Source organism: Streptomyces sp. NPDC093591 (genome assembly GCF_044764885.1).
Lineage (GTDB): Bacteria > Actinomycetota > Actinomycetes > Streptomycetales > Streptomycetaceae > Streptomyces.
Genome location: NZ_JBIWIY010000006.1, coordinates 290594 through 313705, shown reverse-complemented (window position 1 = coordinate 313705; position 23112 = coordinate 290594). Strand labels below are relative to the sequence as shown.

21 protein-coding genes, 1 tRNA gene and 1 pseudogene are annotated in these 23112 nt (G+C 70.1%); 5 read left to right on the top strand and 18 right to left on the bottom strand.

Features of this window, described 5'->3' with window-relative positions; all coding sequences use genetic code 11:
- The 15 genes and pseudogenes from ACIREI_RS15605 to ACIREI_RS15535 form a co-directional block, all read right to left on the bottom strand.
- Nucleotides 1-95: pseudogene (locus ACIREI_RS15605) on the bottom strand (protein-tyrosine-phosphatase); the annotation flags it as partial.
- Nucleotides 96-197: 102 nt separating this feature from the next.
- Nucleotides 198-878, bottom strand: a complete 681-nt coding sequence (locus tag ACIREI_RS15600; RefSeq protein WP_403332687.1) for a protein-tyrosine-phosphatase — start codon at nt 876-878, stop codon at nt 198-200.
- A complete protein-coding gene (locus ACIREI_RS15595) occupies nt 875-1522 on the bottom strand; it encodes an L-threonylcarbamoyladenylate synthase (RefSeq protein WP_128434678.1) in 648 nt (215 codons plus the stop codon). Before ACIREI_RS15595 ends, ACIREI_RS15600 begins: the two co-directional genes overlap by 4 nt.
- Before the next feature lie 52 nt (nt 1523-1574).
- The gene (gene prmC, locus ACIREI_RS15590; RefSeq protein ID WP_383452046.1) at nt 1575-2414 is read right to left on the bottom strand and encodes a peptide chain release factor N(5)-glutamine methyltransferase; all 840 of its coding nucleotides are present in this window, start codon (nt 2412-2414) and stop codon (nt 1575-1577) included.
- A gap of 72 nt (nt 2415-2486) precedes the next feature.
- Nucleotides 2487-3563 carry a peptide chain release factor 1 gene (prfA, locus tag ACIREI_RS15585; protein WP_383451903.1) on the bottom strand — a complete coding sequence of 359 codons (1077 nt, stop codon included), beginning with the start codon at nt 3561-3563 and terminating at the stop codon, nt 2487-2489.
- 115 nt (nt 3564-3678) lie between these two features.
- On the bottom strand, nt 3679-3903 hold the full coding sequence (rpmE, locus tag ACIREI_RS15580; protein ID WP_019326867.1) for a 50S ribosomal protein L31: 225 nt from the start codon (nt 3901-3903) through the stop codon (nt 3679-3681).
- A 153-nt stretch (nt 3904-4056) separates the two neighbouring features.
- Nucleotides 4057-5187 carry an LCP family protein gene (locus tag ACIREI_RS15575; protein ID WP_403332682.1) on the bottom strand — a complete coding sequence of 377 codons (1131 nt, stop codon included), beginning with the start codon at nt 5185-5187 and terminating at the stop codon, nt 4057-4059.
- A 206-nt stretch (nt 5188-5393) separates the two neighbouring features.
- Complete coding sequence (locus tag ACIREI_RS15570) at nt 5394-7193, bottom strand: trypsin-like serine protease (protein WP_403332961.1); 1800 nt, start codon at nt 7191-7193, stop codon at nt 5394-5396.
- 174 nt (nt 7194-7367) lie between these two features.
- Nucleotides 7368-9404: a transcription termination factor Rho gene (rho, locus tag ACIREI_RS15565; RefSeq protein ID WP_403332679.1), complete on the bottom strand. Its 2037-nt coding sequence runs from the start codon at nt 9402-9404 to the stop codon at nt 7368-7370.
- Between the two features lie 411 nt (nt 9405-9815).
- Nucleotides 9816-10745 (bottom strand): homoserine kinase, encoded by a 930-nt coding sequence (gene thrB, locus ACIREI_RS15560; protein WP_403332676.1) that lies wholly within the window; start codon nt 10743-10745, stop codon nt 9816-9818.
- A 330-nt stretch (nt 10746-11075) separates the two neighbouring features.
- Entirely contained in the window at nt 11076-12134 is a 1059-nt protein-coding gene (thrC, locus tag ACIREI_RS15555) for a threonine synthase (RefSeq protein ID WP_301996871.1), read from the bottom strand.
- A gap of 6 nt (nt 12135-12140) precedes the next feature.
- Nucleotides 12141-13433 (bottom strand): homoserine dehydrogenase, encoded by a 1293-nt coding sequence (locus tag ACIREI_RS15550; protein WP_403332673.1) that lies wholly within the window; start codon nt 13431-13433, stop codon nt 12141-12143.
- A gap of 160 nt (nt 13434-13593) precedes the next feature.
- Entirely contained in the window at nt 13594-14985 is a 1392-nt protein-coding gene (gene lysA, locus ACIREI_RS15545) for a diaminopimelate decarboxylase (RefSeq protein ID WP_403332671.1), read from the bottom strand.
- Between the two features lie 17 nt (nt 14986-15002).
- Nucleotides 15003-16100, bottom strand: a complete 1098-nt coding sequence (nrtL, locus tag ACIREI_RS15540) for an ArgS-related anticodon-binding protein NrtL (RefSeq protein ID WP_403332668.1) — start codon at nt 16098-16100, stop codon at nt 15003-15005.
- A gap of 189 nt (nt 16101-16289) precedes the next feature.
- Nucleotides 16290-16784 carry a response regulator gene (locus tag ACIREI_RS15535; RefSeq protein ID WP_403332958.1) on the bottom strand — a complete coding sequence of 165 codons (495 nt, stop codon included), beginning with the start codon at nt 16782-16784 and terminating at the stop codon, nt 16290-16292.
- Between the two features lie 195 nt (nt 16785-16979).
- Here ACIREI_RS15535 and ACIREI_RS15530 point away from each other — a divergent pair.
- Nucleotides 16980-17051 (top strand) — tRNA-Arg (locus ACIREI_RS15530).
- A 600-nt stretch (nt 17052-17651) separates the two neighbouring features.
- Here the strand turns inward: ACIREI_RS15530 and ACIREI_RS15525 are convergent.
- The gene (locus tag ACIREI_RS15525; protein ID WP_403332665.1) at nt 17652-18002 is read right to left on the bottom strand and encodes a hypothetical protein; all 351 of its coding nucleotides are present in this window, start codon (nt 18000-18002) and stop codon (nt 17652-17654) included.
- A 189-nt stretch (nt 18003-18191) separates the two neighbouring features.
- On the bottom strand, nt 18192-18692 hold the full coding sequence (locus ACIREI_RS15520; protein ID WP_403332662.1) for an ATP-binding protein: 501 nt from the start codon (nt 18690-18692) through the stop codon (nt 18192-18194).
- A 263-nt stretch (nt 18693-18955) separates the two neighbouring features.
- On the opposite strand from ACIREI_RS15520, the gene ACIREI_RS15515 reads away from it, so the two are divergent.
- Both ACIREI_RS15515 and ACIREI_RS15510 read left to right on the top strand, forming a co-directional pair.
- Nucleotides 18956-19186 (top strand): DUF397 domain-containing protein, encoded by a 231-nt coding sequence (locus ACIREI_RS15515; protein WP_079052310.1) that lies wholly within the window; start codon nt 18956-18958, stop codon nt 19184-19186.
- Nucleotides 19187-19334: 148 nt separating this feature from the next.
- Nucleotides 19335-20255 (top strand): helix-turn-helix domain-containing protein, encoded by a 921-nt coding sequence (locus ACIREI_RS15510; RefSeq protein WP_403332659.1) that lies wholly within the window; start codon nt 19335-19337, stop codon nt 20253-20255.
- A 12-nt stretch (nt 20256-20267) separates the two neighbouring features.
- Here the strand turns inward: ACIREI_RS15510 and ACIREI_RS15505 are convergent, their stop codons facing one another.
- On the bottom strand, nt 20268-21086 hold the full coding sequence (locus tag ACIREI_RS15505) for an SAM-dependent methyltransferase (RefSeq protein WP_403332656.1): 819 nt from the start codon (nt 21084-21086) through the stop codon (nt 20268-20270).
- Nucleotides 21087-21492: 406 nt separating this feature from the next.
- On the opposite strand from ACIREI_RS15505, the gene ACIREI_RS15500 reads away from it, so the two are divergent.
- Both ACIREI_RS15500 and ACIREI_RS15495 read left to right on the top strand, forming a co-directional pair.
- Nucleotides 21493-22896: an MFS transporter gene (locus tag ACIREI_RS15500; protein ID WP_403332653.1), complete on the top strand. Its 1404-nt coding sequence runs from the start codon at nt 21493-21495 to the stop codon at nt 22894-22896.
- Nucleotides 22897-22898: 2 nt separating this feature from the next.
- A complete protein-coding gene (locus ACIREI_RS15495) occupies nt 22899-23105 on the top strand; it encodes an MbtH family protein (protein ID WP_403332650.1) in 207 nt (68 codons plus the stop codon).
- The last annotated feature ends 7 nt before the right edge of the window (nt 23106-23112 follow it).

Sequence of the window (23112 nt, the reverse complement as noted above, 5' to 3'; positions counted from 1 at the left end):
GGCGCCAGCAGCCACCCGCGTAGAGCCGCCGCCGCGCGGACCAGGGCACGTGCACGGAAGACCACGCCGTCCTCCAGGGGCGGCAGCGTCGCGGGGACCCATCCCGGACGCGCCCCTCGCACTGCTCGGCCCTGGCGGGCCTCCCAGGCATCGGGACGCTGCGGCGGACTCCGTCCGCCGGCTCTCCCCGGCCCGCATCAAGCGCGCGCCGGAACCCCCGTCAACGCCGTCACCACCGGATCCAGCGCCTCATGTATCTCGTCCCCCACCGACCGGAAGAACGGCAACGGCGCCCCGTACGGGTCGTACACCTCGTCCGCCTCCGCCGTCGGCGCCAGCAGCCACCCGCGTAGAGCCGCCGCCGCGCGGACCAGGGCACGTGCACGGAAGACCACGCCGTCCTCCAGGGGCGGCAGCGTCGCGGGGTCTATCGCCTTCACCAGGCGGGTGAACTCCTTGAGGGTGAAGGTGCGCAGGCCCGCCGAGTGGCCCATGGAGATGACCTGGGCGCGGTGGTCGCGGGTCGCCGTCAGGACCAGGTCGGCGCGGATGACGTGCTCGTCGAGGAGCTCGCGGCCGACGAAGCCGGCGGCGTCCGCGCCGAAGTCGGCGAGGACCGTCTCCGCGTTGGCCTCCATCGGCGCGCCCTCGTGGCCCCAGGTGCCCGCGCTCTCCACGATCAGCCCGCCGCCGAGCACGCCGAGCCGCTGCGCCACGAAATGACGGGTCAGCCGCTCGGTGATCGGCGAGCGGCAGACATTTCCGGTGCTGACGTGGAGGATGCGGAAGCTGTCGCGCGGGAGTCCGACGAACGTCGTGGTGATCTCCGCCGCGCTTTCCCCGTTGCCTATGCCACGCCCCGCCTCAGGGGCTGTCAATTCGCCACCTCGAGGTCGGGTACGACCTTCCGCAGCTCTTCCGCGGAGATGGCGCCCGCGCGCAGGAGGAGGGGCACTTCGCCCGTCACGTCGACGATCGAGGACGGGACGTTGCCGGGGGTCGGGCCGCCGTCCAGGTAGACGGAGACCGAGTCGCCGAGCATCTCCTGCGCGGCGTCGCAGTCCTCGGGGGCGGGGTGGCCCGTCAGGTTCGCCGACGACACCGCCATCGGGCCGACCTCGGTGAGGAGCTCGATGGCGACCGGGTGCAGTGGCATGCGCACGGCAACCGTGCCCCGGGTGTCGCCCAGGTCCCACTGCAGGGACGGCTGGTGCTTGGCGACGAGCGTCAGCGCGCCCGGCCAGAACGCGTCCACCAGCTCCCAGGCCAGCTCGGAGAAGTCGGTGACGAGACCATGGAGCGTGTTCGGGGAGCCGATCAGCACAGGGGTGGGCATGTTGCGGCCCCGCCCCTTGGCCTCCAGCAGGTCGCCGACGGCCTCCTTGGAGAACGCGTCGGCGCCGATGCCGTACACCGTGTCGGTCGGGAGGACCACGAGCTCGCCACGGCGGACGGCGGACGCGGCCTCACGCAGACCCGTCGTGCGGTCGGTCGCGTCGTTGGTGTCGTATCGCCGTGCCATATCTAGCGGGCCTCCTCGTACACGTACTGCGGGAAAAGAGTCGGGGTGGTGGTCACGGCAGCGCCTTGCGGGCGGTCGCGAACCTCGGGCGGTTGTTGAGGTCGGGGTGGTCGGCCGCGTCGGCCCAGCCCCGCTCCTCGGTGAAGATCCACGGCACCTGGCCGCCCTGGGTGTCGGCGTGTTCGATGACGACGACACCGCCCGGGCGCAGGAGCCGGTGCGCGGTCCGTTCCAGGCCGCGGATGAGGTCGAGGCCGTCCTCCCCTGAGAACAGGGCGAGTTCGGGATCGTAGTCCCGCGCCTCGGGAGCGACGTACTCCCATTCGGTGAGCGGGATGTAGGGCGGGTTGGAGATGACCAGGTCGACCTGGCCGTCGAGGTCCGGGAAGGCGTCCAGGGCGTTGCCCTGCCGCAGGTCGACCCTGGACCCCTCGACGTTCTTGCGGGTCCAGTGCAGGGCGTCCTCGGACAGCTCCACGGCGTGCACGCGTGAGCGCGGCACCTCCTGGGCGAGGGCGAGGGCGATGGCGCCGGAGCCGGTGCACAGATCCACGATGCAGGGCTCGACGACGTCCATCGCGCGCACGGCGTCTATGGCCCACCCGACGACCGACTCGGTCTCGGGGCGGGGCACGAACACGCCGGGCCCCACCTGGAGTTCGAGATACCGGAAGTAGGCCCGGCCGGTGATGTGCTGGAGCGGCTCGCGCTGCTCACGGCGGGCGATGACCTCCCAGTAGCGGGCGTCGAAGTCCGAGTCCTTCACGGAGTGCAGCTCGCCCCGCTTCACGCCGTGCACGAACGCGGCGAGCTCCTCCGCGTCGGTGCGCGGCGAGGGCACGCCGGCGTCGGCCAGCCGCTGGGTGGCCTGGGCCACCTCCGCGAGCAGCACGCTGCGGGGGCTTGGGGATCGCCCCCCAATGAATTGCTGCACGCAAGTCCTCCGGTCGTACTCGTACGTGCCTTACGCGGCCGCGAGCTTGGCGGCCGAGTCCGCGTCGACGCAGGCCTGGATCACCGCGTCGAGGTCGCCGTCCAACACCTGGTCCAGGTTGTACGCCTTGAAGCCGACGCGGTGGTCCGAGATCCGATTCTCCGGGAAGTTGTAGGTGCGGATCTTCTCGGAGCGGTCGACCGTGCGGACCTGGCTGCGGCGGGCGTCGGCGGCCTCCTTCTCGGCCTCCTCCTGCGCCGCTGCGAGCAGCCTGGAGCGCAGGATACGCATAGCCTGCTCCTTGTTCTGCAGCTGGCTCTTCTCGTTCTGGCAGGAGGCCACGACTCCGGTGGGAATGTGCGTGATGCGCACGGCGGAGTCGGTGGTGTTGACGGACTGACCACCCGGGCCGGACGACCGGTACACGTCGATCCGCAGGTCGTTCGGGTTGATCTCGACGTCGATCTCCTCGGCCTCGGGCGTGACCAGCACACCGGCCGCGGAGGTGTGGATACGGCCCTGGGACTCGGTCGCCGGCACCCGCTGCACGCGGTGCACCCCGCCCTCGTACTTCAGCCGCGCCCACACGCCCTGCCCGGGCTCGGTGGCGCCCTGGCCGCCCTTGGTCTTCACCGCGACCTGGACGTCCTTGTAGCCGCCGAGTTCGGACTCGGTGGAGTCGATGATCTCGGTCTTCCAGCCGACGCGCTCGGCGTAGCGCAGGTACATGCGCAGCAGGTCGCCGGCGAACAGCGCCGACTCGTCACCGCCGGCGCCGGCCTTGATCTCGAGGATGACGTCCTTGTCGTCGCTGGGGTCGCGCGGGACGAGCAGCAGGCGGAGCTTCTCCGTCAGCTCCTCGCGCTGCTTGTCCAGCTCCTTGACCTCGGCGGCGAAGTCCGGGTCGTCGGCGGCGAATTCCTTCGCCGTCTCGATGTCGTCGCCGGTCTGCTTCCAGGAGCGGTACGTGGCGACGATCGGGGTGAGCTCGGCGTAGCGCTTGTTCAACTTGCGCGCGTTCGCCTGGTCGGCGTGGACCGACGGGTCGGCGAGCTTCGTCTCCAGGTCGGCGTGCTCAGCGACCAGGTCCTCGACGGCCTCGAACATCTTGGGCTCCTGTGTGTACGGGGGTGAAGGGGCGGGCGACCAAAAACGCCGGTCCCGGCGCGGGCTCCTCCTTGCGGGAGGGCACGCGAACCGTGGACCGGCGAATTGGAGCTCGCTACTTCTTGGAGCCGGCAGCAGCCTTGCCGAAGCGGGCCTCGAAGCGGGCCACACGGCCACCGGTGTCGAGGATCTTCTGCTTGCCCGTGTAGAACGGGTGGCACTCGGAGCAGACCTCGGCGCGGATGGTGCCGCTCTCGATCGTGCTACGGGTGGTGAACGACGCGCCACAGGTGCAGCTGACCTGCGTCTCGACGTACTCGGGGTGGATGTCGCGCTTCAAGGTGTCTCCTAGTTTCGGGAGGGCGCCGGGTCGCAGCCGCGGGGTGCGGGAGCGTGAACCGGAGCCGACGTACCAGTCTGCCAGGACTGGTGTCCATCAGCCAAAACCGGGGGTGGCTGTGGGGTATTCCCCTGGCTCCCCGGGGTTCCCCGGCTAACTCACCACGCCCTTGGCGTCCCCTGCGGCGGTGCCTTCGGTGGCCGCCTTCGGGATGGGCTTGTCGTTCTTCAGGGCGTCCCACACCAGCTGGGCCTTGGCCTTCGCCACGAGCACCCGGTTCGGGTCCGCCGGGTCGTACTGGACCGGCATCGTGACCATGTTCATGTTCTTGGAGCTGATGCCCTTCAGGCCGCCCGCGAAGGACATGAGCTTGTTGACCGAGCCGAGGTCGGAGTCGGTGGTGACGGCGTTCGTGGCGGTGTCGGCCAGGTCGTAGAGCTTCTTGGGGTTGCCGAAGAGGTTGATGTCCTTGACCTGGTTGATCAGCGCCTTGATGAAGGCCTGCTGGAGCTGGATGCGGCCGAGGTCGGAGCCGTCGCCCACGCCGTGCCGGGTGCGGACCAGGCCGAGGGCCTGCTTGCCGGTGAGCTGGTGCGTGCCGGCCTTGAGGTTGAGGTGGCTGTCGGGGTCGTTGATGTCCTTGGTGGTGGTGACCTCGACTCCGCCGAGCTCGTCTATGAGCTTCTGGAAGCCGGAGAAGTCGACCTCCAGGAAGTGGTCCATGCGGATGCCGGTGATGGACTCGACGGTTTTCACGGTGCAGGCGGCGCCGCCCGTGGAGTACGACTCGTTGAACATGACGCCGGACGCGGCGTCGTGCGTCTTGCCGTCGGTGTCGGTGCACTGGGGGCGGTCGATGAGGGTGTCGCGCGGGATGGAGACCACGCTGGCCTTCTTGTGGCCCTCGTAGACGTGCACGATCATCGCCGTGTCGGAGCGGGCGCTGCCGTCGTCGGTGCCGCCGCCGAGCGCCTTGTTGCTGCCGGAGCGGGTGTCGGAGCCGAGGACGAGGATGTTCTCCGAGCCGTTGTCGACCTTCTCGGGCCGGTCGGTGCCGAGGGCCTGGTCGATGTTCACGCTCTTGAGGTTGCCGTTGAGCTTGAAGTACAGGTACCCGGCGCCGGTGCCGCCCAGGACCACGATCCCGGCGGCCGTCCAGGCCGTGATCAGCAGGCTCTTGCGCTTGTCACGGGGTTTGCGACGGCGGCCCTTGGCGCGGTGGCGCGGACCTGCGGTGCCGGTATCGCCCGGTATGCCGGGCTCCGGCGTGCTCTCGGCGGACACAGTGCTCCTCGGTTCTCGTCCGGTCGGTTACCCCCTGCTTTCAGGGTCAGGCGTGGCCATTTGGCCCGTACCACACCATCGTCACCCCGTCCGGTCAGACGGGGAAACTCGGAGAAGGGTTGCACAACGGACCGTGCCCACCGCCGGAGAGCGGTGGGCACGGTCCGTCTGCGGTGATACCGGGTGGCCCCGTCTCACCTGCGGTTTCAGCCGAAGATGTCGTACTGCTTGAAGTCAGTGCCGACCGAGATCCTTGTGGCGAAGATCTCGCTGGTGGCCTTTCCGGTGCCCTTGTACAGGTAGAGCGTGCCGCCGGGCGTACGCGCCAGGAAGTCCGCCTTGCCGTCGCCGCTGATGTCGCCGACCGCGTCGAAGGCGTTGTACGTCGTGCTGCTCCACGTACGCACCTTGATCCGCGAGGAGAACGCACCCGTGCCGGACTTGCCGGTGCCCTTGTACAGGTACACATAGCCGCTGCTCTTGGCGCGGGCGATCAGGTCGGTCTTGCCGTCGCCGGTGAAGTCGCCGTGGCCGCGCAGGGTGTTGTACTGGTTCCACCCGGAGCCGACCTTCACACGGGTCCCGAACGTGCCGTTGCCGTTGCCCGGGTAGATCCACAGATAGCCGCCCGAGTCGACCGAGAGCAGGTCGGGCTTGTAGTCCCCGGTGACGTCACCGGGGACGACGATACGGGTGCGGCTCGCCCAGTTGTCGGCGATCTGCTTGGTGGCCCAGCTGCCGCTGGACTGCACATAGTGCGCCCAGAACAGGTCGCCGTCGGAGCTGCGCCGGAACACCAGGTCCTGGTAGCCGTCCCGGTCGAGGTCGGTCTGCAGGACGAGGTTCACGCCGCTCCAGTCGCCCCAGGACTCGCGCGCGGCGAAGGAACTGCCGTTGGAGTTCTTCGAGTAACCGGTCTTCGTGGAGGAGTTGCGCACCCACAGGTCGGCCTTGTGGTCACCGCTGATGTTGGTGTCGTCGACCCGCGGGTAGACGGCACCGACATAGCTGCTGACCTTGGCGAACACGCTGTATGCGCCCTCGGCGACGCAGTTCTGCACGCCCCAGGAGACGACACCGACGATCCGGTTGTTCACCACGAGCGGTCCGCCGGAGTCACCGTTGCAGGCGGAGGTGGTGCCGCTGTCGCTGCCGCTCGCCGGCGGGCCCGCGCAGACCATGTGGCCCTTGATGAACTCGCTGCCGTAGTAACCCGTGCAGGTGCTGTCGGACTGGATGGGCAGCGTGGCCGTCTTCAGCGTCTCGGAGACGTCCTGGCTGGTGGAGCTGGTCCGGCCCCAGCCGTAGACCTTGGCGCTCTTGGCACCGGTCGTGGACGGGTCGTACGAGGCGGTGTCGCCGGACGTCGTCATGCGGATCGGCGTCGCCTTGACCGCGTTCGCCAGCGTGATGACGGCGATGTCGTTGTCGATCGTCGTCGCGCTGTACGACGGGTGGTTCCACTGCCGGTCCGGCAGCGTGACGGTGCCGCCGTGCAGGTCGGTGTTGCCGGCGTCGTCGCTGGTGGGCAGCTGGGCGGTGCCGGTGACGACGGCGCCGTGGTTGTACCAGTCGTAGCCCTTGACGCAGTGCGCGGCGGTGAGGATCTTCGTCGGCGCGACGACGGCGCCCCCGCAGAAGAACCCGAGGTCGTCGGCCTCGTCGGCGGTGCCCCGGTCGTCGTAGTACCAGAGCTGCGCCATCCACGGCGCCGAGGTGATGGTGGTCTCGGTGCCGCCGATGACCATGGGACTCACGGTGGAGTCACCGGAAGAGCTGCTGGTGCTCGCGCTGTACGACGACTTCGCGGCCGGTTCCCCCGCGGTGTCGTCCCCGGCGACGGCACCCGCGACGCGCCGCTCCAGCTCGGCGAGCGAGGCCGAACTGGTGGCGGGCTTCACGGTGGGCTTGGGCAGCGCGGTCGCGGCGCCCGCGGACGAGGTCAGCAGCGCGGCGGCGACGGCCGCGGCGACACCGGCGGCGGCTACGGGCAGCCCGATACGCATCCGGCGTCTGTGACGACCGTTGCCGGACAGAGTGGTGGTCAAGAAGGTCCCCCCAGAGACACATGAGTAGGAAGGGGCGCATGGATACGCCCGTCCCTATCAGCGCCAAAAGGCCGCTCCCCGTCACTGTTTGACGGGGAGCGGCCTTTCGGGACTTTCCGGGAGCGCCTGTGCTCAGTCCCCGTTGCCCGGCGTCGGCGTCGTCTTCTGGATCTGCATCAGGAACTCGACGTTCGACTTGGTCTGCTTCATCTTGTCGAGAAGCAGCTCGATCGCCTGCTGCTGGTCCAGCGCGTGCAGCACCCGCCGCAGCTTCCAGACGACCGCCAGCTCCTCGTTGCCGAGCAGGATCTCTTCCTTACGGGTACCGGACGCGTCGACGTCCACCGCCGGGAAGATGCGCTTGTCGGCGAGCTTGCGGTCGAGCTTGAGCTCCATGTTGCCGGTGCCCTTGAACTCCTCGAAGATCACCTCGTCCATGCGGGACCCGGTGTCGACGAGAGCCGTCGCCAGGATGGTGAGCGAGCCACCGTCCTCGATGTTGCGCGCGGCACCGAAGAAGCGCTTCGGCGGGTACAGCGCGGTCGAGTCGACACCACCGGACAGGATGCGGCCGGAGGCGGGGGCGGCCAGGTTGTAGGCACGGCCCAGACGCGTGATGGAGTCCAGCAGGACGACCACGTCGTGGCCCAGCTCGACCAGTCGCTTCGCACGCTCGATGGCGAGCTCGGCGACCGTCGTGTGGTCCTCGGCCGGACGGTCGAAGGTCGAGGAGATGACCTCGCCCTTGACCGACCGCTGCATGTCGGTGACCTCTTCCGGACGCTCGTCGACCAGGACGACCATCAGGTGGCACTCGGGGTTGTTGTGCGTGATCGCGTTGGCGATCGCCTGCATGATCATGGTCTTACCGGTCTTCGGCGGGGCCACGATCAGACCGCGCTGGCCCTTACCGATGGGCGAGACCAGGTCGATGATGCGGGTGGTGAGCACGCCCGGGTCCGTCTCCAGGCGGAGGCGGTCCTGCGGGTACAGCGGGGTCAGCTTGTTGAACTCCGGGCGGCCACGGCCGTGTTCGGGCGCCATGCCGTTGACGGAGTCGAGACGCACCAGCGCGTTGAACTTCTCGCGCCGCTCGCCTTCCTTGGGCTGACGGACCGCACCGGTGATGTGGTCACCCTTGCGCAGGCCGTTCTTGCGGACCTGGGCGAGGGAGACGTACACGTCGTTCGGACCGGGCAGGTAGCCCGACGTACGGATGAAGGCGTAGTTGTCGAGGATGTCCAGGATGCCCGCGACGGGGATCAGGACGTCGTCCTCGTTGATCTGCGGCTCCGCGCTGCCCATCTCGTCGCGGCCACGACGGCCACGGCGGTCACGGTAACGACCGCGACGGCCACGGCGGCCGCCCTCGAAGTCGTCCCCGTCCTCGTCGGCCCGCTGCTGGCGGTCGCGGTCACGGTCCTGACGGCCGCCGCCCTGCTGCTGGTTCTGCTGCTGGCGGTCGCGGTCCTGACGGCCGCCGCCCTGCTGGTCGTCGCCCTTGCGGCGGTCGCCACGGTCACCGCGGTCACGGTCCCGGCCGCGCTCACGGCGGTCACGACGACGGCCCTCGGCGCCCTCACCGGCGTCGCCCTTGGCGTCGCCCTGCTGGGCCTGCGGCTGGGCGGGCGTCTCGGCCTTCGGCTCGCTCTTCGCCTCGGCGGCAACCGTCTCGGGGGCGGCCGCGGGCGCACCGGCGTCGGCGGTGGCGCGGCGACGACGGCGCTCGGTCGGGCCCTCGTCGCTGGCCGGCTGACCGGGGATCTCGATCTGCTGCTGGGCCACGGCCTTCTCGGCGGGGGCCTCAGCCGCCTTGTCCGCCTTCTTCTCGGCGGCTTCGCCGGTACGGGCCTTGGAGGTGGCGCGGCGCTTGGGCTTGGTCTCGGTGGCGTCCCCGGCGGGGGAAGACGCCGCCTTGGGAGCCGCGCCACCTCCTCCGGCCTGCGCCTCCTTGATGACCTCGATCAGCTGGCTCTTGCGCATACGCGCGGTGCCCCTGATACCGAGGCCGGATGCGACCTGCTGCAGCTCGGCCAGCACCATGCCCTCGAGGCCGGTACCGCGGCGCCGCCGGGAGCCGGCACCGGTGGCAGGCGCGGAGGCGTCCGTGGCGGGCGCGGCAGCGGTCTCCTCGACACGTGCGCCCATCAGATCGGTGGTGTCGCTCACGAAGGGTCCTTCCCTGGAGCGGACGTCGGCCTGTCTGGCTCGGCGACCGGTTGTGCTGTCCGGCTTCGGTCCTTGGTGTGTGGACCGTGCCGGGGCGGTGTTCCGCCGAAGCGGCGGAGGAAATATCTGGTGATGGCGCTTCCCAGAGCCGTGGCACTGAGTGTCTGTGTCACTGGGCTCGGTCGCACCGGTTCCGGAGCGTGCCCGGCAAGTCGCTCAGTGCTCGCGTACGAGGTACTGCCCGCGTACGTCGTACGAAACACAGTGCGGCTTGGGAGGCTCCCGGAAGAATGTCTGTCCCGGACGGGGACACGAAGCACCTCGCCATGGTGGGGTCGGGTGCAGACTTGAGGTTAACACTACCGGATCCAACAAACATTCCCCCTCTCGAAATCCGGCAACCGTACGCTTCTAAATGTCACCGGAGGGCGCAAGCGGCAGCACGCTCGCTCCCTGGGCGTCGAGGTCGAGCCGGTTCGCCGCCCATCCCTCGCCTGCCAGATGGGCCACCTTGTCGGCGCTCGCGTCGTCGACCAACGCCAGAACGGTGGGGCCCGCGCCGGAGATCACTGCCGGGACCCCGTCGGCCCGCAGCCGCTCCACCAGCGCCGCGCTCTCCGGCATCGCGGGCGCCCGGTACTCCTGGTGGAGACGGTCCTCGGTGGCGGGCAGCAGCAGCTCGGGGCGCCTGGTCAGGGCCTCGACGAGCAGGGCTGCACGGCCCGCGTTGGTGGCGGCGTCGACGTGCGGCACGGTGCGCGGGAGCAGGCCGCGCGCGGTCTCGGTGAGAACCGGCTTTCCGGGCACGAAAACCACCGGAACGATGGAATCGGCGGGATCCATCCTGATCGCCCGCGCGGCACCGGCCTCCATCCAGGAGAGGGTGAATCCGCCGAGCAGACAGGCCGCCACGTTGTCGGGGTGGCCCTCGATCTCGGTGGCGAGCTCCAGGAGGGCCGTGTCGTCGAGCTTGGCCTCGCCGCCTATGGTCACGGCGCGGGCGGCGACGATGCCGGCGCTGATGGCGGCCGAGGAGGAGCCGAGGCCCCGGCCGTGCGGGATGCGGTTGGCGCAGACGATCTCCAGGCCGCGCGGCTGGCCGCCGAGCAGATCGAAGGCGGTGCGCAGGGACCGTACGAGAAGGTGCTTTTCGTCACGCGGCAGCGTCTCGCTGCCCTCACCCGCGATGTCGACGTGCAGCCCGGAGTCGGCCACCCGGACGACCACGTCGTCGTAGAGCCCCAGCGACAGGCCGAGGGCGTCGAAGCCCGGGCCGAGGTTGGCGCTGGTGGCGGGGACGCGCACCCGGACGGCGGCGGCGCGGAAGGCTGGACCGGCCATCGCTCGATGACTCTCCTTGAGCTGCGTGATTGTCGAAGACACTCGGTGACGACATTCGATGACGTACGAAGACCCCTGGGGCCGCTTCCGGGCCGCGGAGACGGCGCGGCACCGCGCCCCATGCGGAGGCATATGCGGCGGGCGGGTTCAGTACAGCCTATCGAAGGTGGGTTCTGTGGCGACATAGGGCGCACAGGAGGCGCACGATGCGTGTCGTATGCCCCCTGTGCACCCCCCGTAGGGAAGTCCCCCGGGTAAGCGCCCTCTTACGCGCGGACGCGAGCCCCGTACGACGGGGCCGGGCGCCGCTACGACGGGGTGTGGCCCGGCTTACGCCAGTCCGAGCCGCTCGGCCGCCGTCGCCGCGTCCACCGGGACGGTGACGGGCTGTGGGGCGCCGGCGACGGCCCAGTCGGGGTCCTTGAGGCCGTTGCCGGTGACGGTGCAGACGATCGTCTGGCCCGGGTCGACCTTGCCCTGCTCGGCGGCCTTCAGCAGACCGGCGACGGACGCGGCGGACGCGGGCTCCACGAAGACGCCCTCCTGTGCGGCCAACAGGCGGTAGGCGCGCAGGATTTCACGGTCCGTCACCTCGTCGATGAAGCCGCCGGACTCGTCCCGCGCGGCCAGCGCGTACTGCCAGGACGCCGGGTTGCCGATGCGGATGGCGGTGGCGATCGTCGACGGGTCCTTGACGACCTCGCCGCGCACGATGGGCGCCGAGCCGGAGGCCTGGAAGCCCCACATGCGCGGGGTCTGCTTCGAGACACCGTCGGCGGCGTACTCCGTGTAGCCCTTCCAGTACGCGGTGATGTTGCCCGCGTTGCCCACCGGCAGGACGTGGATGTCGGGGGCGTCGCCCAGCATGTCCACGATCTCGAAGGCGGCCGTCTTCTGCCCCTCGATACGCACCGGGTTGACCGAATTGACCAGCGCCACGGGGTAGTTGTCGCTCAGGTCGCGAGCGAGCGTGAGGCAGTCGTCGAAGTTGCCGTCGACCTGGAGGATCTTCGCGCCGTGCACGAGGGCCTGGCCCATCTTGCCGAGCGCGATCTTGCCCTGCGGGACGAGAACGGCCGAAACCATGCCCGCGCGTACGGCGTAGGCGGCGGCGGACGCCGAGGTGTTGCCGGTGGAGGCGCAGATGACCGCCTTCGCGCCCTCCTCCTTGGCCTTGGTGATGGCCATGGTCATGCCGCGGTCCTTGAAGGACCCGGTCGGGTTCGCGCCCTCCACCTTGAGGTGGACCTCGCAGCCCGTGCGCTCGGAGAGCACCTGCGCGGGCACGAGGGGCGTGCCGCCCTCGCGGAGCGTCACGACCGGCGTGGTGTCGGAGACGGGCAGCCGGTCCCGGTACTCCTCGATGATTCCGCGCCACTGGTGGGTCATTGCTGGTTACTCTCCTTCAACCCGCATGATGCTGGCGACACCCCGCACGGTGTCGAGGTTGCGCAGCGCCTCCACGGTCCCGCCGAGGGCCGCGTCGGACGCACGGTGGGTGACGACGACGAGGGAGGCCTCGCCGTCCTTGCCCTGCTGGCGAACCGTATCGATCGAGACTCCGTGCTCGGCGAACACGGTCGCCACCTGGGCGAGAACACCCGGTTTGTCCGCCACATCGAGGCTGATGTGGTAGCGCGTGACGACGTCACCCATCGGCGACACGGTCAGGGCGGCGTACGCCGACTCGCCGGGCCCCGTTGCCCCGCTGAGCCGGTTGCGGCAGACGGCGACGAGGTCGCCGAGTACGGCGGACGCGGTCGGGGAGCCGCCCGCGCCGGGGCCGTAGAACATGAGCTGCCCGGAGGCGTCGGACTCGACGAACACGGCGTTGTAGGCGCCGCGCACGGAGGCCAGCGGGTGGGTCAGCGGGATCATGGCGGGATGCACGCGCGCGGTGACCGACTGGCCGTCCTCGGCCCGCTCGCAGATGGCGAGCAGCTTGATGGTGCAGCCCATGTTCTTCGCGGAGGCGAAGTCGGCGGCGGTCACCTCGGTCATGCCCTCGCGGTAGACGTCGTCGAGGCGCACGCGCGTGTGGAACGCGATTCCGGCGAGGATGGCGGCCTTGGCGGCGGCGTCGAAGCCCTCGACGTCGGCGGTCGGGTCGGCTTCGGCGTACCCCAGGGCGGTGGCCTCGTCGAGGGCCTCCTGATACCCGGCGCCCGTCGAGTCCATCTTGTCGAGGATGAAGTTCGTCGTGCCGTTGACGATGCCGAGCACCCGGTTGACCTTGTCGCCGGCGAGGGACTCGCGCAGCGGGCGGATCAGCGGGATGGCGCCGGCGACGGCGGCCTCGTAGTAGAGGTCACGGCCGTGCTGCTCGGCGGCGGCGTGCAGGGCGGCGCCGTCCTGGGCGAGGAGCGCCTTGTTCGCCGACACGACGGACGCGCCGTGCTCGAAGGCGGTGGTGATGAGGGCGCGGGCGGGCTCGATACCGCCGATGACCTCGACCACGACGTCGATGTCGCCGCGTTTGACGAGCGCGGTGGCGTCGGTGGTGACGAGGGCCGGGTCGATGCCCTCACGGACCTTGGAGGGCCGCCGTACGGCGACACCCGCGAGCTCCACGGGAGCGCCGATCCTGGCGGCGAGGTCGTCGGCGTGCGTCGTCATGATGCGCGCCACCTCTGAGCCGACAACTCCACAGCCCAGCAGCGCCACCTTCAGCGGACGCGTACGCATCATCCGACCTCGTTTCCTCATACCGTCTACGGTTGCACCAGTCTCACTCACCGGACGGGAGTTTCTGCCCTTCGTCCGGATCGTGAGACATCTATTTCATTTGTACGGGGGTGGAAGACAGGAGATCTTCCGCCCCCGGGTCTTTGTCTGCGGTCTCCGCCGGTCACCCGACGTCGAGACGCAGGAGGTCCTCCTCCGTCTCGCGGCGGACGATCACCCGGGACTCGCCCTCGTTCACGGCGACGACCGGCGGCCGCAGCACGTGGTTGTAGTTGCTGGCCATGGACCGGCAGTAGGCACCCGTCGCCGGTACGGCGATGAGGTCACCCGGTGCCAGGTCGGCGGGCAGGAACGCGTCCTTCACGACGATGTCCCCGCTCTCGCAGTGCTTGCCGACGACGCGGGCGAGCATGGGCTCGGCGTCGGAGGTGCGGGAGACGAGGGCGACGCTGTACTCGGCGTCGTACAGCGCCGTACGGACGTTGTCGGACATGCCGCCGTCGACGGAGACGTACGTCCGCAGCCCGTCGAGGGGCTTGATGGTGCCGACCTCGTAGAGCGTGAAGGCGGTCGGCCCGACGATGGCACGCCCCGGCTCGACGGAGATACGGGGGGTACGCAGGCGGGCGACCTCGCACTCACGGGTGACGATCTCGGTGAGCGCCTTGGCGATCTCGTGCGGCTCACGGGGGTCGTCGTCGCTCGTGTACGCGATCCCCAACCCGCCCCCGAGGTCGATCTCGGGAAGCTCGACGCCGTGCTCGTCGCGGATGTCCTTCAGCAGCCCGACGACGCGGTGCGCGGCCACCTCGAACCCGGACATGTCGAAGATCTGCGACCCGATGTGGCTGTGAATCCCGATGAGCTCCAGCCCGTCGAGCTTCAGCGCACGCCGCACGGCCTCGGCGGCCTGTCCCCCGGCGAGCGGGATGCCGAACTTCTGGTCCTCGTGGGCGGTGGCGATGAACTCGTGCGTGTGCGCCTCGACCCCGACGGTGATCCGGATCTGGACGCGCTGCCGCTTGCCGAGTTCCTGCGCGATGTGGGCGACGCGGACGATCTCCTGGAAGGAGTCGAGGACGATACGCCCGACACCGGCCTCGATGGCCCGGTGGATCTCTTCCGTGGACTTGTTGTTGCCGTGGAAGGCGATGCGGTCGGCGGGCATGCCGGCCGAGAGTGCGGTGGCGAGTTCGCCCCCGGTGCACACGTCCAGGTTGAGCCCTTCCTCGTGCAGCCACCGCACGACGGCACGGGAGAGGAACGCCTTGCCGGCGTAGAACACGTCGGCGTCGGCCCCGAAGGCGGTGCGCCAAGCCCGCGCCCGGGCCCGGAAATCGACCTCGTCGAGGAAGTAGGCCGGGGTGCCGTGCTGTTCGGCGAGCGTCTTCACGTCGATACCGCCGACGGTGACGACGCCGTCGGCGTTACGGGCGACGGTCTGGGCCCACACCTTCGGGTCGAGGGCGTTGAGGTCGGTGGGCGGGGCGGAGTAGTGCCCCTCGGGGAGGACGTCGGCGTGGCGGGGCCCGGCGGGGTGGGCGGAACGGCTCATGACTGTCGTGGGCTCTCTCAGAGGTGTTCGGGTGCGTCGATGCCGAGCAGGGACAGGCCACCGGCCAGCACCGTCTCGGCGGCTTCGGCGAGGGCGAGCCGGGCACGGTGGGTGGCCGAGGGTTTCTCCGCACCGCGGGGCAGGACGGCGGGCAGCAGAGGCAGGACGGCATCGGCGACGGTGACGAGGTGCCGGGCGAGACGGTCGGGGGCGCGGTCCGCTGCCGCGCGGGCCAGGACGCGGGGGTGGTCGGCGAGGGCGGCGAGGAGGTTCTGAGCATCCTCGCCGGGCCCGGGTCGGCCTGGCTCAGGTGCGAATCCGAGGTCGGCGGCGTTGCGGCCGAGGGCCCGGGTGCGGGCGTGGGCGTAGCGGACGCGGAAGAGGGGGTTGCCCTCGCGCTGGACGAGGTGGTCGTCGATGATACGGGGCCGGTCGTGGGCGGCGGGGTGCAGCAGGGCCCAGCGGGCGGCGTCCCGGCCGAGCGGGAGGGGGTCGGCGGGGGCGGGCACCGGACGCACGAGGAAGCAGGGCGGGGCCGGCGAGTCCAGTGAGCGTGAGTCCTGGGAGCCCTGGGAGTCCTCGGAGCCCTGGACATCGTGCGCGTCGACGCGTACGCCCAGGATGTCGGCCCATCGCGGCTCGAGCGCGGCCTCGCAACGCGTGCGGACGAGGGCCCCCTGGGACCGCAGGATCCGGGCGACGGCGTCCATCACGACCACCGCGCGCACCTCGTGGGGGCAGTGCAGCGCGACCACGTCCGCGGAGGGTCCGTGGGCGTACCCGTACCGGGTGCCACGCCGCAGGATCTCCTCGACGAGGGCGACGGGCGCGGCGCCGCCCAGGCTGATGTTGAGGAAGCCGGGCCCGGTGACGACGACGTCGGCGACACCGTCCACGCCGGCGAGGTGCGGCCGCAGGATCTCGGCGACGCGCAGGGGCGGCTGCCCGGCGGGGCGGGCGAGCTGGAGGGCGATGTTGGTGGCGTAGTCACCACACCCACCGGGCCCGGGAACGCTCACCACGGCCCGCTGCGGCACGGCGACACGCAGCTCCCCCTCATCGACAGCACGACGCACCGCGCGCAGCACGGTACGGGAGAGCTCGACGGGGGTCACGGGACAAGCGTAGGGGAGGAGGGGGGTGGGTATGCGAATGGGTTTGGGCGGGGTCCCGCGATGTGGACGGGTGGGGCGTGGGGAGACGGAGCGGCGGGATGGGGAGGCGGTGAGGGAAGAGGGAGCGGCGGGAGAGGAGGCGGCGAGGGCCGCGCAACCTTCTCGGGGACCGCGCGGCCGGCAGGGGTGTCAGCCGCTGGTGCGCCCGGCGGCCTCACCAGCGCCGAAGACGATCCCGAATACGATCTCGCCGGCGCCTGCGGCCTCGACGCCACTCTCGGAGCTCACTCCCCGCTCTCCCCTCACTTCCGGGCCCCTCTCACCGTTCCTCTCCCGCTCGATCAACCGCCGTACGAGGCTGACGAGTTCGGCGGGTTCGAACGGCTTGGCGAGGAAGGCGTCGACGCCGACATCGAGGCCGCTGTCGACCTCGTGCTGGGTGCAGGCGCTGACGATGGCGAGGGGAAGATCGCGGGTACGGGGGTCGGCACGCAGCCGTGCGGCGGTCTGCAGCCCGTCGAGGCGCGGCATGACGACATCCAGGGTGACCGCATCGGGCCGCACCTGATGAACGACATCGAGACACTCGGCACCATCGGCCGCGGTCACCACCTCGAACCCCTCCAGTTCGAGATTGACCCTGATCAGCTGCCGGATGACCTTGTTGTCGTCCACAACAAGCACCCGGCCCGACGCGCCTGGCACAACTCGAGAGTAGGTCGAGACCGGCCACCGCGTCCGGGTTTTCCCCACTTCCACCCCCTGAGGACGAGCCACCCCAGGTCGCACCCGGTGCCACCACCCCGGAAACCCGTTCATGAACACCCCGGAGGAACTGGTAGGGTTCTACCCGTCGCCGCCAAGCAAGGCGCCTGACACGCCCCCGTAGCTCAGGGGATAGAGCAACGGCCTCCGGAGCCGTGTGCGCAGGTTCGAATCCTGCCGGGGGCACTCGCCTAGGTTCAGTAGATATCAAGCTCTGACCAGGGCGGATGCCTGGATGAGAGAGCGGGACCCAGTGTTACTGGGTCCCGCTCTTCGTCGTTCGCTCGGGGTGGCGCGGGTGTCCATGAGGCGGAGGAGGTTCAGGTTCCGTCGACGCCGTCGACTGCGGCCCGGGCTTCGTCCCGGGAGCCGGTCTCGCCCGTGAGGCAGAGCCCGTGGTCCGGTTCGCGATGCAGTACGTCCGGTCGTTGCCGGCTCTGACCCCCGTTCGACGCCAGCCCGTCCTGCGTCGACCGCGGACGGGTGGGCCACTCGTCGGAGGAGTCCTACGAACCACTGCGTTCATCGCGGCCTACGACGCTGTCGGCGCCGCCCCCGCGGATCACCCGAAGTGAGGGTCCCGAGGATGACCCGTCTGCCGGTCCCAGTGGGTCGGTTCTCCGTCGGTCAGGAGTTCCGCTGCCTGGGTCTGGGTGTGTGCGGCTGCTCTCTGGGCTTCCGCCACGGCGTCTCCGCGTTCCCGCACCAATTCTTCATAGATCGGCGGGTGATCGTTCTGGGAGGAAGTGCGTGCCATAATTCCGGTCCTTCCGCTGGGTAATGCCGTCAGGCCCTGTTGAGACGGGCGGCAATTCCGTGGCCGAGGAGCAGGTAAAGGGCGGCCGGGAGACCGTAATTGAGGATGACTCGTAGGCTCTCTGTGTCCATCGTGAAAATGTCCTGTGCCCATCCGCTGAGCCAGTCCGCCGCGCCTCGAACGAACTCCACGAACGCGTTCCCTTGGTTCGCGTCGAGCAGGTACAGCACGATCCACAGGCCGAGAACACCGGCCGCGACGTCGGCGATCGTGCAGATCGCGAGGGCCGTTCTGCGTGCGGCGGCTTGGTTGCGCAGGGAGCGGTCGGGGCCTGCGGGCTGGTCGTAGGCCTGGTATCCGGAAACCGGGTCGGTGTTCACGAGAAATCCGATCTGACGCATTGCTGGGCGGACGGGTCACCCCGCGCGGCCGGAATTCGGCCGTCGAGGGTGACCGCTTCTGCCTGGTTCTGCGCCATGCAAACGCGACCGCGTTACACCGCCGCCCGAGGCGTCCCGAATATGGCGGCCTACTAAATATGCCGACCTATACGGGCACTTATGGGTCGATCAGACCTGGCGGCCGGTGGGGAGCATTGCCCAGACCGTCTTGCCGAGGGGCTGCCGTCGGGTCCAACCCCAGTGTTCGGACAGGGCGTCGATGATGCGCAGCCCGCGCCCGTGTTCGTCGAGGGGGTCGCTGGTGCGCGGGTACACGGGCGGGTTGTCGCTCGGGTCGGTGACCGCGCAGACCAGGTGGGCGGGGCGGCGGAGACTGAGCTTCAGCCAGATCTCGGGCTCGCCGGCGGCCGGGGGGCGGGCCGCGCAGTGCGGGGCGGCGTGCAGTACGGCGTTGGCGGCCAGTTCGGTGACCACCATGAGGGCGTCGGCGCTGCAGTGGTCGAGGGCCCAGTCACCGAGGGTGCGACGGACGAAGTCGCGGGCCTGGCCGCAACCCTGTTCGGCGCCGTCGAGGCGCAGGGCCGCCGAGCGAGGCGGGGTGGTGCGCGAGGGCTCGGGCCTGGCGAGATGGCTCCGGCCCAGGGTGCCGGGGTGCGCCGTCGGCGCCACGGCCCTCTCCACGGGCGGCGCAGCGCTACCGGGCACTCGAAGCCCTTCGTACGCAGGTAAGGACACAACGTCTCCCTGATACACGGTCAAGGCGGGGCGTGCGCGCTGCAGTTGACGCCACGGACTATTATCCACGCCGACGGCGCCTCCGTGCAATTTCACGGGAAATTGCGCGAGCGGTGTCGACGCAGAGCACGTGGTGCCCCCGGGCCCGCCGGGGCGGCGGGGCGTACACGTGGCCGAACGTGAGCAAGGAGAGTGCAGTGCCAACAGCACCGAACGGCGTGCGGGCAAGCTCGTTGGGCGTCCGCTGGACCAAGAGCCGGCACAGCAATGCCGAGGGCAACTGCGTCGAGGTGGCCCCCCTGGGCGACGGCAGCGTCGCGATGCGCAACTCCCGCGACCCCGACGGGCCGGCCCTCGTCTACACCCCGGCCGAGATCGCCGCCTTCCTGGCAGGTGCGAAGGAAGGAGAGTTCGACCACCTGGTCTGACCCGGACCGCCGCGAGGGGGTGCCCGCGGAAGGCCAGGGCGCCGCTGGGAAGCGGAAGTTGGGCCCCTCACTTATGCCGGTTCAAGCGGCACGAGGCGGTGGGATGCGATAATGCGGTCTGTCCCATGCCGGTCTACGGGGAGTCAGGATGTCCGCCGAGTCGCCTCGCATCTCCCGCCTCGAACCGTATCTGAGCCGGTCCGAGCCCGCGCCGACCCTGCTGAAAATGCTGGTCGGCGTCCAACTGGCGGGGATCCGCGAGGGCTTCGGGCTCTCCCAGGACCAGGCGGCACGCGCCGCCGGTTTCAGCCCGGCGAAGCTGTCGCGCATCGAGGCGGGCAAGAGCCGTCGGCCGCCCACGGAGGCCGACGTCCGTACGCTGCTGAAGCTGTACGAGACCGAGGAGTACGAGGCCTCGGTGCTGCTGCAGTTGCTGCGGCGGGCCGGTGAGCCCGGGTGGTGGCAGCGCTATGACAAGCGGCTGATGCCGGAGTGGTTCGACCGGCTGGTCGGGTTGCAGGAGGCGGCGACCGCCATCCGTACCTTCGAGCTCCAGTACGTGCCGGGGCTGTTGCAGACCGAGGCCTACGCCCAGGCCGTGGTGGAGCGCGGGCTGCCGTCGGCACCGGGCCGTGAGGTGCAGCGGCGCGTGGAGCTGCGGATGCGGCGACGGGAGCTGCTGCACCGGCCGGACGCGCCTCAGCTGTGGGCGATCGTGGACGAGTCGGTACTGCTGCGGATGCTGGGCAGCCGCGAGGTGATGCGCGAGCAGCTCGCGTATCTGGAGGAGATGGCCCGGCGCCCCCATGTGACGCTGCAGATCGTGCCCCTGGACGTGACCAACGCCTCCGCGCCCGCGATTCCCGTCACCTATCTGCGCTTCGGCGGCATCGATCTGCCCGACATCGTCTATCTGGAGCACATCAAGAGCGCCGCCTTCCTGGAGGACCAGGACGAGACGGAGGAGTACCGGATCGCCCTGGACCGGCTGGGCGACGAGGCCCTCAACCCGCGCGAGTCGCTGGAGCGGCTGCGTGAGACGAAGGCCCGGTACGCCCCTGCCCCTTAGGGCGACGCCGCGCTACGGCAGTCGGCCCACGCCGCCGAACTCGATCCACTCCTGGGTGAGTTGGCGCGGTGCCACCTCGGTGTCGGGACGCCAGGTGGAGACCTCCACCAGGCCCGGCTCCAGGATCTCCAGGCCCTCGAACAGCTGAGCCACGTCCTTCTCCTGGCGTACCCGGCCCCAGTGCCCCTGGGTCGCCTGGTCCATGAAGTTGGTGACGAACTCGCGGACCTCGGCGTCCTCGCTGACCAGCTGGCACATCACCAGGTAGCTGCCGGGCACGAGTCGCGCGGCCACGCGGCGGGCCACGGCGAGCGGGCCGTCGGTGTCGCTGTCGGGGATGCAGTGGAACACCGAGTTGAACAGCACGGCCACCGGCTGCGTGAAGTCGATCAGGCGCTCGGTGTCCGGGTGGGAGAAGATGCCGTCGGTGTCGCGCATGTCGGAGTGGATGACGGCGGTGTTCTCGTTCTGTTCCAGCAGGGCGCGGCCGTGGACCAGGACCATCGGGTCGTTGTCGACGTACACCACGCGCGAGGACGGGTCGATGGCCTGCGCGACCTGGTGGACGTTGTTCTGGGTGGGCAGGCCGGAGCCGTGGTCGAGGAACTGCCGGATGCCGTAGTCCTGGGCCAGCGTCCCGACCACCCGCTGCAGGAAGCGCCGGTTGTTCAGCGCGAGGGCGCGGGTACTGGGGACGACCTTGTCCAGCTGTTCGCAGGCGGCTCGGTCGGACGCGTAATTGTCCTTGCCGCCGAGGTAGTAGTCGTACATGCGCGCGGCTGTCGGAATCGTGGCATCGATCGACGTGGACAGCGGCTTTCCAGGCTCCATCGTTTCCCCCAGTGGCAGGGCCGGTCGAGGAGATCACCTCGCCCGACAACACATCCTAGGGAGGCGGCAGTTGCTCAGGCCAGTCCGTCTGTCAACCACCGGAGGATTGCCACCCTCGGCGCCCGCACCCGCAGGTCGTCGTGTCGTCAAATGTTCGTAGGTGTGTACGACGGGGCAGTGCCCGACGCCTGTCGGAGCGCGGTCCTCACGGTCCTGGGGCGGCCTCCGTGAGGGCTTCTCGGCCTCCTTTCATGATCCGGCTGTGCGGCGCGTCGCTTCGAACTAAGGTTCTCCGTCGGAAGCCACATTCGACGGGGGTACGCACGTGGCCGATTCGGCGCGCTCGCTTGACGACACCGCGCAGGACGGGGGGAGGCCAGGCCGGTTCGCCGGCATGGGTCCCTTCATGCTCGTCTGGAGCGGGCAGGCGATATCCCTGGTCGGCAACTCCGTTCTGCGGTTCGCCTTCGTCTTCGAGACATGGTCGGCCACCGGCCGGGCCACGGCGCTGACCACGCTGTCGCTCTGCGCGATGCTCCCCCAGGTGCTGCTCAGTCCGCTGGCCGGAGCCCTCGTCGACCGGATCGACCGGCGTACGGCGCTGCAGCTCGCGGACGGTGGCGGACTGCTGGTCGTGGCGCTGCTCGGCGTCCTGCACCTCGCCGGCGGGCTGCAGACCTGGGAGGTCTACGCGGCCGTCATGCTGCTCGGCGGCGCCGCCGCCTTCCAGTTCCCGGCGCTGGGTGCCGCCGTGCCGCTGCTGGTGGACAAGGACCGACTCCAGCGGGCCAACAGTCTGCTGGCGAGCGCCAAGAGCACGGCGGACGTCGGCGGTCCGGCGCTGGGCGGGCTCCTGGTGGCGTTCTCCGGGCTCGGTTTCATCCTCGTCGCCGACCTGGTGAGCTTCGCTGTCGCGCTGGCCGCCATCCGGGTCGTGCGGATGCGAGGGGACGGCCGGCCCGCGAGGAAGCCGGGGGGCGGGGCGCGGGGGAAGCTCGTCGCGGAGGCCGTCGAGGGGATGCGGTTCCTCTTCCGGTATCCGAGCCTGCGCGATCTGATGCTGGCCTTCTGCGTGGTCAACCTGGTCATGGTCTTCGGCTTCGCCGCCGTACAGCCCATGGTGCTGGCCCGGTCCGGCGGCGAGACCACGGCGCTGGCGAGCGTCAACACCGCGATCGGCGTCGGCGGGGTCGCGGGCGGGCTGCTGATGGCGGCCTGGAGCGGGCCGAGGAACCGTGCCCGGGGCATGCTGCTCGGGATCATCGGGATGTGCCTGTCCGCCCAGGTCGCCATGGCCCTCGCGGGCGGTGTGGCCGGCTGGTGCGCGGCCATCCTGGTGGGCGCGGCGCTCATGCCGATGATCAACGGCGTGATGCAGGCGATCGTGCAGACCAAGGTGCCCCAGGAGTGGCACGGCCGGGTCTTCGGCGCCGTGATGTTCCTGTCGCAGCTCTCCGTCCCGCTGGCCACCGCGGTCTCCGGGCCGCTCGCCGACCATGTCTTCGAACCGCGGGCCGCGGACGGCAGCGGGATCTTCGTGCTGCTCGGGCCGCTCGTGGGCGACGGTCCGGGCAGCGGCATGGCCGCCATGCTGCTCATCGCCGGCCTGTGCGGCATCGCCGTCGGCGTGCTGAGCATGACCCGGCGCACAGTGCGGGAGATCGACTCGCTGCTGCCGGACATCGATGCCGAACCCGGCCGGGACGGCGCGGGCGACGGGGACGGCGGGCCCCCCGGCGATCCCGAGGGTCCGGACAAACGCCGCGACGACCCCGACAACCCCGAGAACAAAGCACTCGTGGAGGGCTGACCATGACCACCAATCCGTTCGAGGACGAGAACGGCACCTACCTCGTGCTCACCAACGCCGAGGGCCAGTACTCGCTCTGGCCCGACGGGATCACCGTGCCGGGCGGGTGGGATGTGGCGCTGCCCGCGAGCAGCCGTGCGGCCTGCCTCGCCTACGTCGAGGACCACTGGAGCGACATATGTCCCGCCCGCACGGCAGCCGATGGCTGAGAAGGGG

Coding starts and splice junctions, on each gene's coding strand:
- ACIREI_RS15500 (WP_403332653.1), top strand. CDS start 21,493: ATGCTCGTCTGGAGCGGGCAGGCGATATCCCTGGTCGGCAACTCCGTT.
- ACIREI_RS15570 (WP_403332961.1), bottom strand. CDS start 7,193: ATGCGTATCGGGCTGCCCGTAGCCGCCGCCGGTGTCGCCGCGGCCGTC.
- ACIREI_RS15505 (WP_403332656.1), bottom strand. CDS start 21,086: ATGGAGCCTGGAAAGCCGCTGTCCACGTCGATCGATGCCACGATTCCG.
- ACIREI_RS15550 (WP_403332673.1), bottom strand. CDS start 13,433: ATGATGCGTACGCGTCCGCTGAAGGTGGCGCTGCTGGGCTGTGGAGTT.
- thrC (WP_301996871.1), bottom strand. CDS start 12,134: ATGACCCACCAGTGGCGCGGAATCATCGAGGAGTACCGGGACCGGCTG.
- ACIREI_RS15510 (WP_403332659.1), top strand. CDS start 19,335: ATGTCCGCCGAGTCGCCTCGCATCTCCCGCCTCGAACCGTATCTGAGC.
- ACIREI_RS15595 (WP_128434678.1), bottom strand. CDS start 1,522: ATGGCACGGCGATACGACACCAACGACGCGACCGACCGCACGACGGGT.
- ACIREI_RS15495 (WP_403332650.1), top strand. CDS start 22,899: ATGACCACCAATCCGTTCGAGGACGAGAACGGCACCTACCTCGTGCTC.
- lysA (WP_403332671.1), bottom strand. CDS start 14,985: ATGAGCCGTTCCGCCCACCCCGCCGGGCCCCGCCACGCCGACGTCCTC.
- prfA (WP_383451903.1), bottom strand. CDS start 3,563: ATGTTCGAGGCCGTCGAGGACCTGGTCGCTGAGCACGCCGACCTGGAG.
- thrB (WP_403332676.1), bottom strand. CDS start 10,745: ATGGCCGGTCCAGCCTTCCGCGCCGCCGCCGTCCGGGTGCGCGTCCCC.